The sequence below is a fragment of the Sphingopyxis bauzanensis genome (assembly GCF_002205675.1).
GTDB classification, from domain to species: Bacteria; Pseudomonadota; Alphaproteobacteria; order Sphingomonadales; family Sphingomonadaceae; genus Sphingopyxis; species Sphingopyxis bauzanensis.
The window spans coordinates 1043158-1057229 of the sequence record NZ_NISK01000001.1 but is presented as its reverse complement, the minus strand read 5'-3'; the positions used below and the strand labels follow the sequence as shown (position 1 = coordinate 1057229).

14 protein-coding genes are annotated in these 14072 nt (G+C 63.9%); 6 read left to right on the top strand and 8 right to left on the bottom strand.

What is annotated here, in order from left to right; translation table 11 throughout:
* Positions 1-9 precede the first annotated feature (9 nt).
* The 6 genes from CDQ92_RS05140 to crtY form a co-directional block, all read right to left on the bottom strand.
* Entirely contained in the window at positions 10-528 is a 519-nt protein-coding gene (locus tag CDQ92_RS05140; protein WP_088440249.1) for an AAA family ATPase, read from the bottom strand.
* Positions 525-1094 carry a nicotinamide riboside transporter PnuC gene (gene pnuC, locus CDQ92_RS05135; protein ID WP_088440248.1) on the bottom strand — a complete coding sequence of 190 codons (570 nt, stop codon included), beginning with the start codon at positions 1092-1094 and terminating at the stop codon, positions 525-527. Before pnuC ends, CDQ92_RS05140 begins: the two co-directional genes overlap by 4 nt.
* Entirely contained in the window at positions 1091-2050 is a 960-nt protein-coding gene (locus CDQ92_RS05130; protein WP_088440247.1) for a phytoene/squalene synthase family protein, read from the bottom strand. Before CDQ92_RS05130 ends, pnuC begins: the two co-directional genes overlap by 4 nt.
* Positions 2050-2631, bottom strand: a complete 582-nt coding sequence (locus tag CDQ92_RS05125) for an LOG family protein (RefSeq protein WP_088440246.1) — start codon at positions 2629-2631, stop codon at positions 2050-2052. Before CDQ92_RS05125 ends, CDQ92_RS05130 begins: the two co-directional genes overlap by 1 nt.
* Before the next feature lie 101 nt (positions 2632-2732).
* Positions 2733-4217, bottom strand: coding sequence for a phytoene desaturase (locus CDQ92_RS05120; protein WP_088440245.1), 1485 nt, complete (start codon positions 4215-4217; stop codon positions 2733-2735).
* Positions 4214-5371 (bottom strand): lycopene beta-cyclase CrtY, encoded by a 1158-nt coding sequence (gene crtY, locus CDQ92_RS05115; RefSeq protein ID WP_088440244.1) that lies wholly within the window; start codon positions 5369-5371, stop codon positions 4214-4216. The genes CDQ92_RS05120 and crtY overlap by 4 nt, the downstream gene beginning before the upstream one ends.
* 45 nt (positions 5372-5416) lie before the next feature.
* On the opposite strand from crtY, the gene CDQ92_RS05110 reads away from it, so the two are divergent.
* The 6 genes from CDQ92_RS05110 (at position 5417) to CDQ92_RS05085 (ending at position 12115) form a co-directional block, all read left to right on the top strand.
* Positions 5417-6169, top strand: coding sequence for a sterol desaturase family protein (locus CDQ92_RS05110; RefSeq protein WP_088440243.1), 753 nt, complete (start codon positions 5417-5419; stop codon positions 6167-6169).
* Positions 6162-6524, top strand: coding sequence for a DUF2141 domain-containing protein (locus tag CDQ92_RS05105; protein WP_229667002.1), 363 nt, complete (start codon positions 6162-6164; stop codon positions 6522-6524). The genes CDQ92_RS05110 and CDQ92_RS05105 overlap by 8 nt, the downstream gene beginning before the upstream one ends.
* Positions 6525-6557: 33 nt before the next feature.
* Positions 6558-8252: an apolipoprotein N-acyltransferase gene (lnt, locus tag CDQ92_RS05100; RefSeq protein WP_088440241.1), complete on the top strand. Its 1695-nt coding sequence runs from the start codon at positions 6558-6560 to the stop codon at positions 8250-8252.
* Positions 8253-8303: 51 nt separating this feature from the next.
* Positions 8304-9527: a methionine adenosyltransferase gene (metK, locus tag CDQ92_RS05095; protein WP_088440240.1), complete on the top strand. Its 1224-nt coding sequence runs from the start codon at positions 8304-8306 to the stop codon at positions 9525-9527.
* A 162-nt stretch (positions 9528-9689) separates the two neighbouring features.
* Complete coding sequence (gene trmB / locus CDQ92_RS05090) at positions 9690-10403, top strand: tRNA (guanine(46)-N(7))-methyltransferase TrmB (RefSeq protein ID WP_088440239.1); 714 nt, start codon at positions 9690-9692, stop codon at positions 10401-10403.
* A 278-nt stretch (positions 10404-10681) separates the two neighbouring features.
* Complete coding sequence (locus CDQ92_RS05085; RefSeq protein WP_088440238.1) at positions 10682-12115, top strand: DUF6880 family protein; 1434 nt, start codon at positions 10682-10684, stop codon at positions 12113-12115.
* A 73-nt stretch (positions 12116-12188) separates the two neighbouring features.
* Here the strand turns inward: CDQ92_RS05085 and CDQ92_RS05080 are convergent, their stop codons facing one another.
* The gene (locus CDQ92_RS05080) at positions 12189-13472 is read right to left on the bottom strand and encodes a type II toxin-antitoxin system HipA family toxin (protein WP_088440237.1); all 1284 of its coding nucleotides are present in this window, start codon (positions 13470-13472) and stop codon (positions 12189-12191) included.
* On the bottom strand, positions 13472-13819 hold the full coding sequence (locus CDQ92_RS05075) for a helix-turn-helix transcriptional regulator (RefSeq protein WP_088440236.1): 348 nt from the start codon (positions 13817-13819) through the stop codon (positions 13472-13474). Before CDQ92_RS05075 ends, CDQ92_RS05080 begins: the two co-directional genes overlap by 1 nt.
* Positions 13820-14072 lie beyond the last annotated feature (253 nt).

Here is a 14072-nt window from a genome sequence, read left to right as displayed (position 1 = left end):
GAGCAGAAATCACCCCACCCCCGCCGCCTTTATCGCTGCCAGCGCGCTTTGCAGACGCGCGTCGCCGCCGCCCCGGACCCAAGCCCATTTGAGCTTGCGCCGTTCGAGCTCGCCGATCGCGACATCCATGAACTGCCGCCGTGCCAGGTCGCTACCGAACAGGCGGGTGCCGTCCTCCTGCCACTCCAGGTCCATCGCCGGCACGAGGTAAAGGTCGGCGGTTTCATTCCACTGGTCGATTTCGGGCAAGCGGCGGCCGAGCAGCATGATCGCCCAAGCCTGCGTCATCAACGCATCGGTATCGGAGATCAACCAGTCGGGGTCTTGCGCCAGCGCTTCGCGGGTGGCCGCGTTATGGCCGTCGAAAATCGCCAGGAGGTCGATGTCGTCGAGGTCGGTCCCATTGGCCTCGGCATAGGTGCGGCCATATTCGGGAACGACGAGCCCGCCGAGCCGCAGCGCGAGGCGCGGTGCCAGCGTCGATTTGCCCGTGCTTTCGGCGCCATGGAAACAAATATGGTGCGTCATACTGCCACGCTGCCCGTTGCCGCGGCGCGGCGCCACTGGATCAGCCCGTCGATCGACAGGCCGAGCAGCACGACATAGACCGCGCTCGTGGCATACAGTCCGCGCGATGCGAAGAGCGGGATCGCGATCAGGTCGACGACGATCCACAGATACCAGCTTTCGATCCGCCGCCGCGCAAGCAGCCATTGCGCGGTGATGCTGAGCATAGCGATTGCGCCATCGATCCAGGGCGCCACCGCATCGGTGTAGCGATCCATCGCAAAGCTCCACGCTACCCATGCGACGATCGTCACCGCGGCCCAAGCCTGACGCGACGCCCCGTCCATCCAGCCGACCGGGACGCCGCTGTCATTGCGGGCGCGCAGCCAGCTGGCCCAGCCGTAAAGATTGAGCGCAAAGAAAAAGCCCTGCAAAACCATGTCGCTATACAGCCGCGCGTCATAGAAAACGACGGCGTAAAGGCTGACCGCGATGAGCGCGAAGGGATAATTCCACACGCTGCGCAGCGCGACGAGCGCGACGTTGATCAGGACCAACGCCGCAGCCAGCCATTCGATCTGCGTCACGTCGGCGCATCCAGCCGTGGACGCGTCCACAATCCGTCGCGGCTGATCCGGTGGCCCGGCGGGCGCCGCAGCACCGACCAGCCCGCGCGCGCGATCCAGCCGAGTTTGGCGAGCCGCGTCGTGCTGGCGCGGTGGTCCCACGCATGATCGCCGCGCGCGCGCACTTCGCGTGCAATGTCGCCATAGATGCCCGCCGCCGCGAGAACCGCCCAGCGGCTGCGCGGCGGCAGCTTGCGTGCGCCCCAGCGCGCCGATGCTTCATATTCCGCGGCCATTTCGGCGAGCCATTTCGCCATCACCGACAGGCGGCCGCGAAAGGCGGGGTGCATGTGCTGGCCCGGCGGGATGTCGAGTTCGACGATCCATTCGATCGGCAGGTAACAGCGGTCGGCGGCGGCATCCTCGGCCACGTCGCGCGCGATGTTGGCGAGCTGGAAGGCGATGCCGAGGTCGGAGGCACGGTCGAGCGTCGCCTCGTCGGCAGGGTCAACTCCCATCACCAACGCCATCGCGACCCCGACCGCGCCCGCGACATGATAGCAATAGCGCAGCAGGTCGGCCTCGCTGCGCGGGCGCCAATCGTCGGCATCCAGCGCAAAGCCCGCGATGATGTCGTCGATGACGGCGCGCGGGATCGCCACCTCGGTAAGCAGATAGCCGAGCGCGTCGAATGCCTGGTCGCCCGTCGGCTGCCCGGCAAAAGCGGCGTCGGTGAGGGTGCGGATGCGCGCGAGCGCTGCCTGCGCATCATGGTCCTGCGACATCGCGCCGCCATGGTCTTGACCGTCAGTCAGATCGTCGGCGGCGCGGCACCAGGCATAGAGCAGCCAGACGCGTTCGCGGGTTTCGCGATCGAACAACTGGCTGGCGAGCGCGAAGCTTTTCGAGCCACGCGCGATGCTGTCGTGCGCGAAACCGTGGAGGGCGTGCGCGTCATAGACCCCCGCCGCGTCCATTACAGATCGTCGGCCTTCATCGCAAAGATCGGCGCATGGGGTTCATAAGTCGCCATCTTGCTCAGAAGATCGTCGAGCCCGGCGTCGACGATCATGATCCCGGCGTGCGCGGGGCGAATGAAACCGACCTCGATCATATTCTGGTTGAACGCGATCAGGTCGTTGTAGAAGCCGGCCGCGTTGAGCAGGCCGACGGGCTTGCTGTGATAACCTAGCTGCGCCCAGCTGATCGCTTCCCACAATTCGTCCATCGTGCCGACGCCGCCAGGGATGGTGAGGAAACCGTCGGATAGGTCGGTGAACATCTTCTTGCGTTCGTGCATGCCGCTGACGACGTGCAATTCGGTGCAGCCCCGGTGCGCCACCTCGGTACCGACCAGCGCGTCGGGGATCACCCCGATCACCTCGCCGCCGGCTTCGAGTGCGCTGTCGGCGACCGCGCCCATCAGCCCAAGCCGCCCGCCGCCATAGACGACGCCGATGCCGCGCTGGGCCAGCGTGCGGCCAACATGGCGCGCGGTTTCGATATAGATTGGATCGGCAGGGGTCGCGGACCCGCAATAGACGGCAAGACGTTTCATAAACTTTCCCTTACCCGTTCGTGTCGAGCGAAGTCGAGACACCCAGCGTCATTTCCAGCCTGATGGGCTTCTCGACTTCGCTCGATGCGAACGGTTTTTTGTTATTCCGGGCCTTCCAGCATCAGCTTTGCGGTCGCCTTGGCGCTCCCGACCACCCCTGGAATTCCCGCCCCCGGATGCGTCCCCGCGCCGACGAAATACAGGTTCGAAATCACATCATCGCGATTATGCGCCCGGAACCACGCGCTTTGCCACAGCACCGGCTCGAGGCTGAACGCACTGCCGAGATGCGCTGACAGATCGCGGCCGAAATCGGCAGGGGTGTAGTGGAAGCTGGTTGCCAGATTGGCCTTAAGTCCCGGCAGCACCCGCGCCTCGACCTCGTCGAGGATCGCATCGGCAAATTGCTGGCCGAATGCGCCGTCCCAGTCGACCTTCGCCTTGCCCAGATGCGCGACCGGGGCGAGGACGTAGAAGGTCGAATAGCCGCCCGGCGCCATCGCCTTGTCGGTCGCGGTCGGGTGGTGGAGGTAGAGCGAGAAGTCATCGGGCACCACGCCGTTCTTGTAAATGTCGTCGAGCAGCCCCTTGTAGCGCGGACCGAACAGGATGCTGTGGTGCGCGATGTCCGGATACTCGCCCTTCACCCCGAAATGGACAACGAACAGCGATGGCGACCAGCGTTTGCGCGCCAGCGATTTCGCGGCTTTTTTGCCGCGCGGATGGTCCGACAGCAGCGCGGCATAATTGTGCATCATGTCGCCGTTCGAGGCGATCATGTCCGCTTCGGCGCGCCAGCCGCTCGCGGTCTGCACCGCGGTCGCGCGGTCGCCTTGCGTTTCGATCTTGGTCACCGGGTCGGCGAGGCGGAGCGTTCCTCCCAGCCGCTCGAACAGCGCAACCATGCCCGCGACCAGCTTGTTGGTGCCGCCGCGCGCGAACCACACGCCGCCCTCTTTTTCGATGGTGTGAATCAGCGCGTAGATCGAACTGGTGTTCATCGGATTGCCGCCGACGAGCAGGGTGTGGAACGACAGCGCCTGCCGCAATCGTTCGTCCTGCACATAGGATGACACGATCGAATAGACGCTGCGCCAGGCCTGATATTTCATCAGCGCCGGGGCCGCCTTGATCATCGAGGCGAAGTCGAGGAAGGCCGCAGAGCCGAGCTTGACATAGCCCTCCTCATACACCCCCTTTGAATAGGTCAGAAATTTTTCATACCCCGCAACGTCGGCGGGATTGAGCTTCGCGATTTCGGCATTCAGTGCCGCTTCGTCGTTCGAATAATCGAAGTTGGTGCCGTCAGGCCAGTTGAGCCGGTAAAAGGGCATCACCGGGTCGAGCGTCACATCGGCGGCCATTTCCTGCCCGCTGAGCGTCCATAGTTCCTGAAGGCACGGTGGGTCGGTGATCACCGTCGGCCCGGCGTCGAAGGTGAACCCCTGCCGCTGCCAGTGATAGCTGCGCCCGCCCGCCTTGTCGCGCGCCTCGACGATCGTCGTCGCGACCCCCGATGATTGCAGCCGAATGGCGAGCGCGAGGCCGCCGAAACCGGCGCCGATAACAATAGCGCTACGCGTCATTTCCAGTCCAGTTTTGCAAGCGCCGCAATTGCGCGGCGTACAGATACGGGCGGCTTGCCCGACAGGATGCGTAATTTGTCGGCAGTGTTCGACCGCCCCGCGTAGAAGCGCGCGATCAGGCCGGGCGCGAGGCCGTAAAAGCGCTGAAAGATTCGGTAACGCTCGTCCGGATCGGCGGCCCGGAACAGCATCGCACCGAGCATCCGGTAAAAACGCTGGCGGCGCCATGATGCTGCGGCACGCGCGCGCAGCCGCACGCCTAGATCGCCGCGATCGATCAGCGCGGGCAGCGCCGCCGCGGTGCGCACGGCATCGGGCAGCGAATAGCCTGTCATCGCGTGGAACACCCCGGCGCGCGCCCCGATCCGCGCGGTGCGGTCGATCGCGGGCCACAGCCGGTCGAAATCGCCCGCAACGACGACGGGCAGCACACCGGTTTCCTCGCGCGTGACTGCGCTGACATTCCACTGCCGCCGCGCCGCATAGGTCGCGATCCGGTCGCGTACCGCGTCGACATCCAGGTCTGCGCTGTCGCTATAATAGGTGTCTTCGACAAAGACCGTCCGGGCATCAAAGGGCAGCAGATAGACGAAGCGATAGCCGTCCAGTTGCTCAACCGTCGCGTCCATGACGAGCGGACGCTCGATGCCATGCCCACCCTCGACGGTCAGCGCCTGCCCGACGAATTTCTGCCAGCCGCAATCGAGCATCGACGTTTTGCCGGTGCCGCGCGCGTCGATGACATGCTTTGCCGACAGCCGCCCGCCGCGCGCCAGCAGCACATGATCGGGCGCGACATGCTTCGCCTTGTCGGCAATGATCCGCCCCGCGGGAAGCGCCGCGGCAACTGCCTCGGCGAGCGCTTCGCCAGTGATGCTCTTATACCCCATCCGCACCCGGCGCTCGCGCGCCGGAAAGGCGACATCATAGCGGTCCCAATGGTAGCGGACGAGCGGCGCGACGAGCCAGCGATCGCGCTTGGCAATGTCGCTGTCGAAGAAAGACCAGATATGATTGCCGCCGATCGCATCGGGTTCGATCAGCCGCACATCGAGCGCGGGGCTCTTCGCCGCGAGCGCCAGCGCCGCGAGCCCGCCCGCCAGGCCGCCGCCGACGACGGCAATGTCGCAATAATCGGGTTCGGACGCGGTCATCCGTCCGCCCTAGCCGCCGCGCGCGCAGGCGGCTAGGGCGGACGGATGACCGCGATCATTTTCTCTGCGCTGGCGATGACGCTGATCGTCGGGGTCCGATATCTGCTCAGCAGCGGAGGCTTCGCCCTCGCGACCCGGATCAAACATCCCGGCCTTTATCGCGGACTCGAACCCCAGATGCGCCGCGAGATCGGCTGGAGCCTCGCCAGCGCCGCGATTTACGGGATTCCCGCAGGGGTGGTCGCGTGGGGTTGGCAGGCGCATGGCTGGACGCGCATCTATACCGACGTCGATGTCTTTCCGCTTTGGTATCTGCCGGTCAGCCTGCTTGCCTATCTGCTCGCCCACGACACATGGTTTTACTGGACGCACCGCTGGATGCACCGGCCGCGGCCGTTCCGCATCGCGCATGCGGTGCATCACGCAAGCCGCCCGCCGACGGCCTGGGCGGCGATGAGTTTCCATCCGGTCGAGGCGCTGACTGGCGCGATCGTCATCCCCGTGCTGGTGTTTCTGATCCCGATCCATGTCGCGGTTCTGGGGCTGGTGCTGACGATCATGACGGTCATGGGGGTCGGCAATCATATGGGATGGGAAATGTTCCCGCGCGCGCTTGTTCATGGACCAGTCGGGCGGTGGCTGATAACCGCAACGCATCACGAGCAGCATCATGCCGCTTACCGGGGGAATTATGGCCTGTATTTCCGTTTCTGGGACAAGATTTGCGGCACCGATATTGGGCTTGGCGATTTTGCCGCTGCTCACCGCCGCCGCGAGCGCGCCGCCGCCGATGGTTGATGTCAGCGTTACCGGGTTGCGCAGCACCAAGGGACAGGTGCTGGTGTGCCTGACCGCCAACCCCAAGGCCTTCCCCGACTGCAGCAAGGACAAGGCGTCGGTGCGCATGGCGGTGAAAGCCGCAACCTCGGGTCATTTCAAGGTCGCCGCCCCCGCCGATGGCACCTATGCCATCGCCGTCGTCCACGACGAAAACAGCAACAACAAGATGGATATGGCGCTGTTCATGCCCAAGGAAGGCTTCGGCTTTTCACGCAATCCCGCGATCGGGATGGGCGCGCCCAAGTTCAAATCGGCAAGCTTTGCGGTCACCGGCGACACGCACCAGTCGATCAAGATGAAATATATGCTCTAGTGAGGGCGCGGACGGACGGCTAAAGCAGCGCGCGTGACCGCGCTATCCCCCCGCATCGCCGCTTTCGCCGACCGCTGGCCCAAGCTGATCGCCCTGACGCTGGGCGCCGTTTCGGCGACGGGATTTGCGCCGTTGAATTTCTGGCCGTTGACGCTGCTAGCGCTCGCGGGCTGGATGGCACTCGTGGCGCGCAGTCCCAAGGGCTGGCGGACGTTCGGGATCGGCTGGGCGTTCGGGGTCGGACATTTTGTCGTCGGGCTGAACTGGATCGCGACGGCGTTCACCTATCAGGCGGCGATGCCCGCCTGGCTGGGGTGGATCGCGGTCGTGCTGCTGGCGCTGTATCTGGCGGTATATCCGGCATTGGCAGCGTGGGGGGCCTGGGCGGTGACCAAATTCGTCGCCCCTGCGAAGGCAGGGGCCGCTGGCGGCTTACACAGCAGCGAAGGTCCAACACCGACACCGGCCCCCGCCTACGCAGGGGCGACGCTATCTTTCATCCTCGCCTTTGCCGCGCTGTGGACGCTCACCGAATGGCTGCGCAGCTGGGTGTTTACGGGATTTGCCTGGAACCCGTTGAGCGCGTTTCTTGTGCCCGTACAATTGGCTGGTCCCGCGGCGATGATCGGTACCTACGGACTTTCTGCCATAGCCCTGTTGTGGATCGGATGGGGACTACGGTTTGCGCCGCGGTGGGCCGCCATGTTCCGCCGAGGTCTTAGCGATGGAACATTCTTTTCGACCCTAATGCTTGGCCCAATTATGTTTTTCGGGTTTCCTGTCCTCTTCATGTGGGCAACGACTATAGACCAAGCAAGTTATGATCTCGTTCAAGCAGACGGCATCCCCATCACCGTCGTCCAGCCCAATGTCGGCCAGGCCGACAAATGGGTCGGCGCCAAGGCTGACGCCAATTTCGCGAAACTCGCGCGGCTGACCGCGCCGAAGGATGAGACGCCGCGCCTGATCCTGTGGCCCGAGGCGGCGGTGCCAGATTATCTCGAATGGGGTTATCCGGCGGTCTATTACGACCGCTCGCCCGCCGCGGCACGTGCGCGGTTGACCGCGCTGATGAACCCCGGCGACCTGATGCTGCTCGGCGCGCTCAAGCTCGAACTCGATCGCAGCGGCGATGTTGTCGGCGCGCGCAATGCGGTGATGACCGTGCATGCCGACGGCACCCTCGGCCCGCGCTACGACAAGGCGCATCTGGTGCCTTATGGTGAATATCTGCCGCTGCGTCCGGTGCTGTCAGCGATCGGCCTGTCGCGGCTCGCCCCCGGCGACATCGATTTTTGGCCCGGCCCGGGACCGCGCACCCTCGACCTCGGCGACTTCGGCCGCGCGGGGCTGCAAATCTGTTACGAGATCATCTTTTCGGGGCAGGTCGTCGATCGCGATCACCGCCCCGATTTCATCTTCAACCCGTCGAACGACGCGTGGTTTGGCGCATGGGGTCCGCCGCAGCATCTGGCGCAGGCGCGGCTGCGCGCGATCGAGGAAGGGCTGCCCGTGGTGCGCGCGACGCCGACCGGGATCAGCGCGGTGATCGATGCCGATGGCCGCATCCGTGAATCGCTACCGATGCAGGCGGCGGGGCGGATCGATACCATCGTACCGTCAGCGCATGCGCCAACGCTGTTCGCGCGTTTCGGCAATATCCTGCCGGTCGGATTTGCGTTGCTGTTGCTCGCGGCGGCCATTGCCTTTCGCCGCCGCGGACGCTAACAGCGCCATCACATAAAGCTTCCTTTATATCCGATCCACAGAAGGCTTCCCATGCGCAACAGCTTCCTCTTCACCTCTGAAAGCGTGTCCGAAGGACATCCCGACAAGGTTGCCGACCAGATCAGCGATTCGATCGTCGACTTGTTCCTGTCGAAGGATCCGGAAGCGCGCGTCGCCTGCGAAACGCTGACCACAACGCAGCTGGTCGTGTTGGCGGGCGAGATCCGCGGCAATGGGATCATGGACGAAGACGGCAATTGGGCGCCGGGCGTACCCGAAGAAGTCGAAGCGGCGGTCCGCGCGACGGTCCGTGAAATCGGCTATGAACAGTCGGGTTTCCACTGGCAGACCTTCCGCTTTGAAAACAACCTGCACCCGCAATCGGCGCATATCGCGCAGGGCGTTGATGCTGGCGAGAACAAGGACGAGGGCGCGGGCGATCAAGGGATCATGTTCGGTTACGCATCGGACGAAACCCCCGACCTGATGCCCGCGACGCTCGATTACAGCCACAAGATCCTTGAACGGATGGCCATCGACCGCAAGGCCGGGACCGCGCCCTTCCTCGAGCCCGATGCCAAGAGCCAAGTCACGCTGCGTTACGCCAACGAGCGCCCGGTCGAAGCGACCGCGATCGTCGTGTCGACCCAGCATGCGCCGGGCTATTTCTTCCATAATGGTGAAGGCGACGAGGCGAAATATACCGAGCTGCGCAAATATGTGCTCGGCGTGATCGCCGACGTGCTGCCGGCCGAACTGCTCACCGCCAACACCGTTTATCATATCAACCCGACCGGCTGTTTCGAGATCGGCGGCCCCGACGGCGACGCCGGACTGACCGGGCGCAAGATCATCGTCGACACCTATGGCGGCGCCGCACCGCACGGCGGCGGCGCGTTCAGCGGCAAGGATCCGACCAAGGTCGACCGCTCGGCGGCCTATATTACGCGCTATCTGGCCAAGAATATCGTCGCCGCAGGCCTCGCGCGTCGCTGCACGATCCAGCTCAGCTATGCGATCGGGGTCGCCGAGCCGCTGTCGATCTACGTCGATCTGCACGGCACCGGGACGATCGAGGAAAGCCGCATCGAGGCGGCAATCCCCCAACTCGTGCGCCTGACGCCCAAGGGCATCCGCACCCACCTCGGTCTCAACAAGCCAATCTACAAGCAGACCGCGGCATACGGCCATTTCGGCCGCACCGCCGACGGGGATGCCTTCCCTTGGGAGCGCACCGATCTGGTGGAGCAGCTGAAATCTGCGCTGGCCGCCTGAGACCGCGCGTCTCCTCAACGGGTGATGGAGATTGTCGCCGCCAACCGCCGCGTCACGGCGGTTCCGACCTAGGGCAAGAACAAGGCGATCAGCATCACCAGCGACGCGCTTTAACCGTGGCCTGTCTTGCGGCCGCGGGGTCGCGGCGCTAACGCGCGCGGCATGACTGCGCATAAACCCGGCGATCCGACGACGATCAACCGCCTCTATGGCCGCTCCAAGGGTAAGCCCCTGCGCGCCGGGCAGCAGGAGTTGGTCGATACGTTATTGCCACAGATTGGAGTGCCAACCGACGGCGCCGTTACCGCCGAGGCGCTCTTCGGATATGACAGGCCATTGCATTTTGAAATCGGTTTTGGCGGCGGAGAGCATATGGCGGCGCGCGCCGACATGCTGCCCGACCACGGCTTTATTGGGGCCGAACCGTTCATCAACGGCGTTGCACAAGCGCTGGTCCATGTTGCCGGCGATCACGGCGCAAAGTTGCCGCTGGGTAATGTCCGCATCCATCATGGCGACGCGCTGGAGGTGTTACAGCGCATTCCCGACGGCGCGCTAAGCTTTGCCTACCTGCTTCACCCCGACCCGTGGCCCAAGGCGCGCCATGCCAAACGGCGGATGATGAATGACGGTCCGCTCGACCTGATCGCGGCCAAGCTGAAACCCGGCGGTGAGTTCCGTTTTGGCACCGATCACCCGATCTATCTGCAACACGCGCTGATGGTCATGCGCCGCCACCGCCACCAGTTCGAATGGCTGGTCATGGACGCGCAGGATTTCCAGGTTCGCCCCGGCGGCTGGCCCGAAACGCGCTACGAAGCCAAGGCGCGTCGGCTGGGGCACGAGGTCTGGTATTTGAAATTTCGCCGTCGATAGAGTCTAATTCCGCGAACTTCGCGATCTTTATCTCACGTAATCAGTATCTTGAAATTCCAGTTCGTGATGGCGCGGCGATTACTTTTCTCCGGATGGGTCATGAGGATTTTTGCTTCTGCACCATCGAATATTAGCGCGCCGGTATGGCATTCACCTCTTTGGCAAAACCTTCGGCGCTGCAAGCTCAGGTGTGTTACGCCATGCTGGACGCGGTAGCGCCGGCTGCATAATAGCAGGAAGGAAGTTCCCACCGATCCGTCCCGAAAGTTCGCAGCAACGTGGCTTCAGAAAAGACGCTTAACGCGAAAAGCCTGGCTGCGCTGGGCGCGAACCGGCTTGCCCAACTGCTGCTTGAGCTGACATCGGGCGATACTGCTGCAAAGCGCCGCCTTCGGCTGGAACTGGCGAGCCTAAACGGCGGCGAGGATGTGGCAGCAGAGATTCGCAAGCGCTTGGCAACAATCGCGAAATCGCGTTCGTTCGTGGACTGGACCAAGGTTCGAACACGTGCCGCCGATCTCGACATGCAGCGCAATGCCATCGTCGACCATGTCGCACCGACCCAGCCGGCCGAGGCGTTTGACCTGCTCTGGCGGCTGCTGGAACTCGCCCCATCGGTGTACGAACGCTGCGACGACAGCAATGGGACGATCAGCGACATCATTGCCAATGCGCGAGAGGATCTGGGCACCATCGCCGCGCGGGCGGAGCCAGACGCTCGGGTGCTGGCGGATCGCGTCTTCGTCGCCGTGCAGGCCAATGACTATGCGCAGTTTGACGGCATTATCGGCCAGATGGCGGAAGCGCTCGGGCAGGAAGGGCTGGCGATGTTGAAGACCCGGATCGAGGAACTGGCGGCGGCACCCCCTCCTGCGCCTGGGGGCGGGGATCGCAAGGTGATCGGCATCAGTACCCGGTCGCCGATCTATCAGGAGGATTTCGAAGCACGATACCACGCCGGCCGGATCCGCTCGGCGCTGACCGAGATCGCCGATGCGCTGGGCGATGTGGACGGCTATGCTGCGCGTTTTTCCGCGGAGGAGCGTACCAATCCGTCCATCGCCGCGGATATCGCCGAACGGCTGCTCGCCGCGGGCCGTCCCGCGGATGCGATGGCGGCGCTCCAGCTAGCCGAGGGCAATTTCCGCAACGGACGCCATTGGCCAGACTGGTCGCGCGTCCGCATCGACACGCTCGAGGCGCTTGGGCAGTCGGCTCAGGCACAGACCGCGCGCTGGGCGATCTTCGAGAACAGCCTGAACGCCGACTATCTGCGCGCGCACCTGAAGCGGCTGCCGGACTTCGACGATGCCGAAGCGGAAGAGAGGGCCTTGACCCATGTCCGCCAGCATGTCGATTTCCACCAGGCACTTGGTTTCCTATTGGATTGGCCGGCGCATCGTCTGGCAGCCGAGCTGGTTCTGGCGCGCCACGCTGAACTCAATGGCGACCATTACTGGCTGCTGACGCCTGCTGCGGAAACGCTGGAGGAGTGCTCGCCCCTGGCAGCGACGCTGATGCTGCGATCCATGATCGACTTTTCGCTCGATCGCGCCAAGTACAAGCGCTACGGCCATGCTGCGCGGCATCTCCAGACCTGCGAGTATCTCGCCAAGTGGATCGATGATTTCGGCGAGCATCTGGACCATGATGGCTTTGTCGCCGGCCTCAAGGCGCGGCACGGTCGGAAAAGCGGGTTCTGGAACGCCTGACGGATCCGCGGCGAATCGAGACCTGCATCGTCCATTGGGTGGGAACCGGCAAACGCCGACGCGCAAGCGGGAATCAGCCGCGCTCCTCCTGCACGAGACGGAGGGTATCGAGCCGCGCAAGTAAGGTCTTAGCCCAGCGTTCGCCCAGCAATTCGGGCGCGGCCTTTGGCCAGAGGTCGAGCGCGCGTTCGATGATGGCCTTGATCTCGCGCGTAATCCACTTCGGATCGACTTTCAGGAAGCTCGCGACCCGTTCGAAACGGTGCATGTCGACCGTCTCGAACTGATGGGTGCGGACGAACCGCAGCGCCATCGTGTCGCGGGGGATGAACAGCACCGTGGGCACGATATCATAGGCCGGGGAGAGCCGCACCTCGCCCGGCGCGGGAAAGTGGAACGACCAGTTCTTGAGGTGATTGTCGCCATTGCCAAGGAGTATGTCGGCGGCGACCCGGCGTACCGCCTCGAGAACATCGGCGCGCCGATCAGTACTGAACCGGCTGACCATGTTGATCACCGTCTCGGTGTTTGCCATCGTGTATTTGCGCTCACCGATCGCGCCGATGACTTGTCCGGCATCCTCGATATGGATCCGCTCGTCTCCGGCGCCGCGGTCGAAGCGATCGACGACCAGCACATTTTCGCCGTGCGCGAGGAATTCCTCCGGCACGCCGGCGACGGTACCGCGCGGCACCAACCGACAGGGCGCCGCGTCGATGCCGATCATCCGGGCAAGCGTCATCGCGCCATGCTCCGCCTCGGGAAGCCCCGCATAGCGATCGCTCGCCACCTTGATGATGCAGCGCCCGGTGTCATCGCTGCCGGGTACGGTCAGACGTTCGCCCTCGGGGTTGGCCGTAAACTTGAGTTGGATGCCCGCGAGTGAGAATTTGACCACGCCTTCAGGACGAGCGGCCTGGAAGCCCTTCACATTTCCCAGGTGCAGCGGTCCGGCCGATCGCGGTGCCTCTGTCTCGGGCGTGATCAAGACGGCACCAGGCAGATCCGCGCCCAGCCGCGTCAGCACATCGAACTGGTCGTGGTCGCCGGGCCCCATCTCGGTCAGGACGAGATCGCGCAACGCTCCTTCGGGAAGAAGACCTGCGAACCAGGGCGGCACCGAGCCGTGCAGCCCGATTTTGTCGCCTCGCGATGCGAGGCGGTCGCGCGTTCGATCATCCGACTCAGGATCCAGCCAACTGAGGCTGAGGATCGGCCGGGCGGGATCGCGGAGATATTCTTCGGCTATGTTAAATACGACGCCACCATCGGTATCGCGCGTCAAACTGCCGGCTCGGACCGCGCCGCGCGCCGTGTCGAGCAGATGGACGCCCAGTACTGCTGCAGCTTTAGCCATCAGGCGGTCCCGTCCTCGTCGCCAAGGTCGACGAAGAGTTCGTCAAAGGTGGACCTGACCGGCACCGAATGCACCTCGCTCATGGTGGACTTTTCGACCGATCGCTGGACTTCCGCGGCACGCGCTCTGGGCACCAATACGGGCACGACATCGAAAGCATCGCAGATTTCGGCGAATAATGTCAGGCGGTCGCGGCCCAGCCGATTGCCGGCAAGGTCGCGCTCCAACTCCGATATCCGTGCACGGTCGCGGCCGAGGCGCGCTGCCAGGACCGGCTGCGACCAGGCTCTTTCCGCGCGGAGCACGCGCAGTTGGTCACCGATTTTGGAAAAGATGGAAGATGCCATGCGGAATTTCGCTTTAACGAGGGAACTGGTGCGGAATCACGCTACCCCAATCTGACGTCTGAATAAAGCGTTATTCCGCACATATGTATCATAATAATCGGAATTCCGCTCTGTCAGGCTCATTTCTTGCCTCTGCACTATTTCACGGTCCTGCCTGTCCGCAGGCAATATCGCGATTTTCCGCCAAGTTCGGTGATTACCCGGTGATTACATTTCTGAATGCGGGCGGTGGCGTGGTTCCAATTTCTTATTC

Bases quoted from the DNA above. Each gene is read 5' to 3' on its own strand.
- CDQ92_RS05140 (WP_088440249.1), bottom strand. From the start codon at position 528: ATGACGCACCATATTTGTTTCCATGGCGCCGAAAGCACGGGCAAATCG.
- trmB (WP_088440239.1), top strand. From the start codon at position 9,690: ATGACTGCGCATAAACCCGGCGATCCGACGACGATCAACCGCCTCTAT.
- metK (WP_088440240.1), top strand. From the start codon at position 8,304: ATGCGCAACAGCTTCCTCTTCACCTCTGAAAGCGTGTCCGAAGGACAT.
- CDQ92_RS05075 (WP_088440236.1), bottom strand. From the start codon at position 13,819: ATGGCATCTTCCATCTTTTCCAAAATCGGTGACCAACTGCGCGTGCTC.
- CDQ92_RS05110 (WP_088440243.1), top strand. From the start codon at position 5,417: ATGACCGCGATCATTTTCTCTGCGCTGGCGATGACGCTGATCGTCGGG.
- CDQ92_RS05120 (WP_088440245.1), bottom strand. From the start codon at position 4,217: ATGACGCGTAGCGCTATTGTTATCGGCGCCGGTTTCGGCGGCCTCGCG.
- CDQ92_RS05125 (WP_088440246.1), bottom strand. From the start codon at position 2,631: ATGAAACGTCTTGCCGTCTATTGCGGGTCCGCGACCCCTGCCGATCCA.
- crtY (WP_088440244.1), bottom strand. From the start codon at position 5,371: ATGACCGCGTCCGAACCCGATTATTGCGACATTGCCGTCGTCGGCGGC.
- CDQ92_RS05080 (WP_088440237.1), bottom strand. From the start codon at position 13,472: ATGGCTAAAGCTGCAGCAGTACTGGGCGTCCATCTGCTCGACACGGCG.
- CDQ92_RS05105 (WP_229667002.1), top strand. From the start codon at position 6,162: ATGGTTGATGTCAGCGTTACCGGGTTGCGCAGCACCAAGGGACAGGTG.
- CDQ92_RS05130 (WP_088440247.1), bottom strand. From the start codon at position 2,050: ATGGACGCGGCGGGGGTCTATGACGCGCACGCCCTCCACGGTTTCGCG.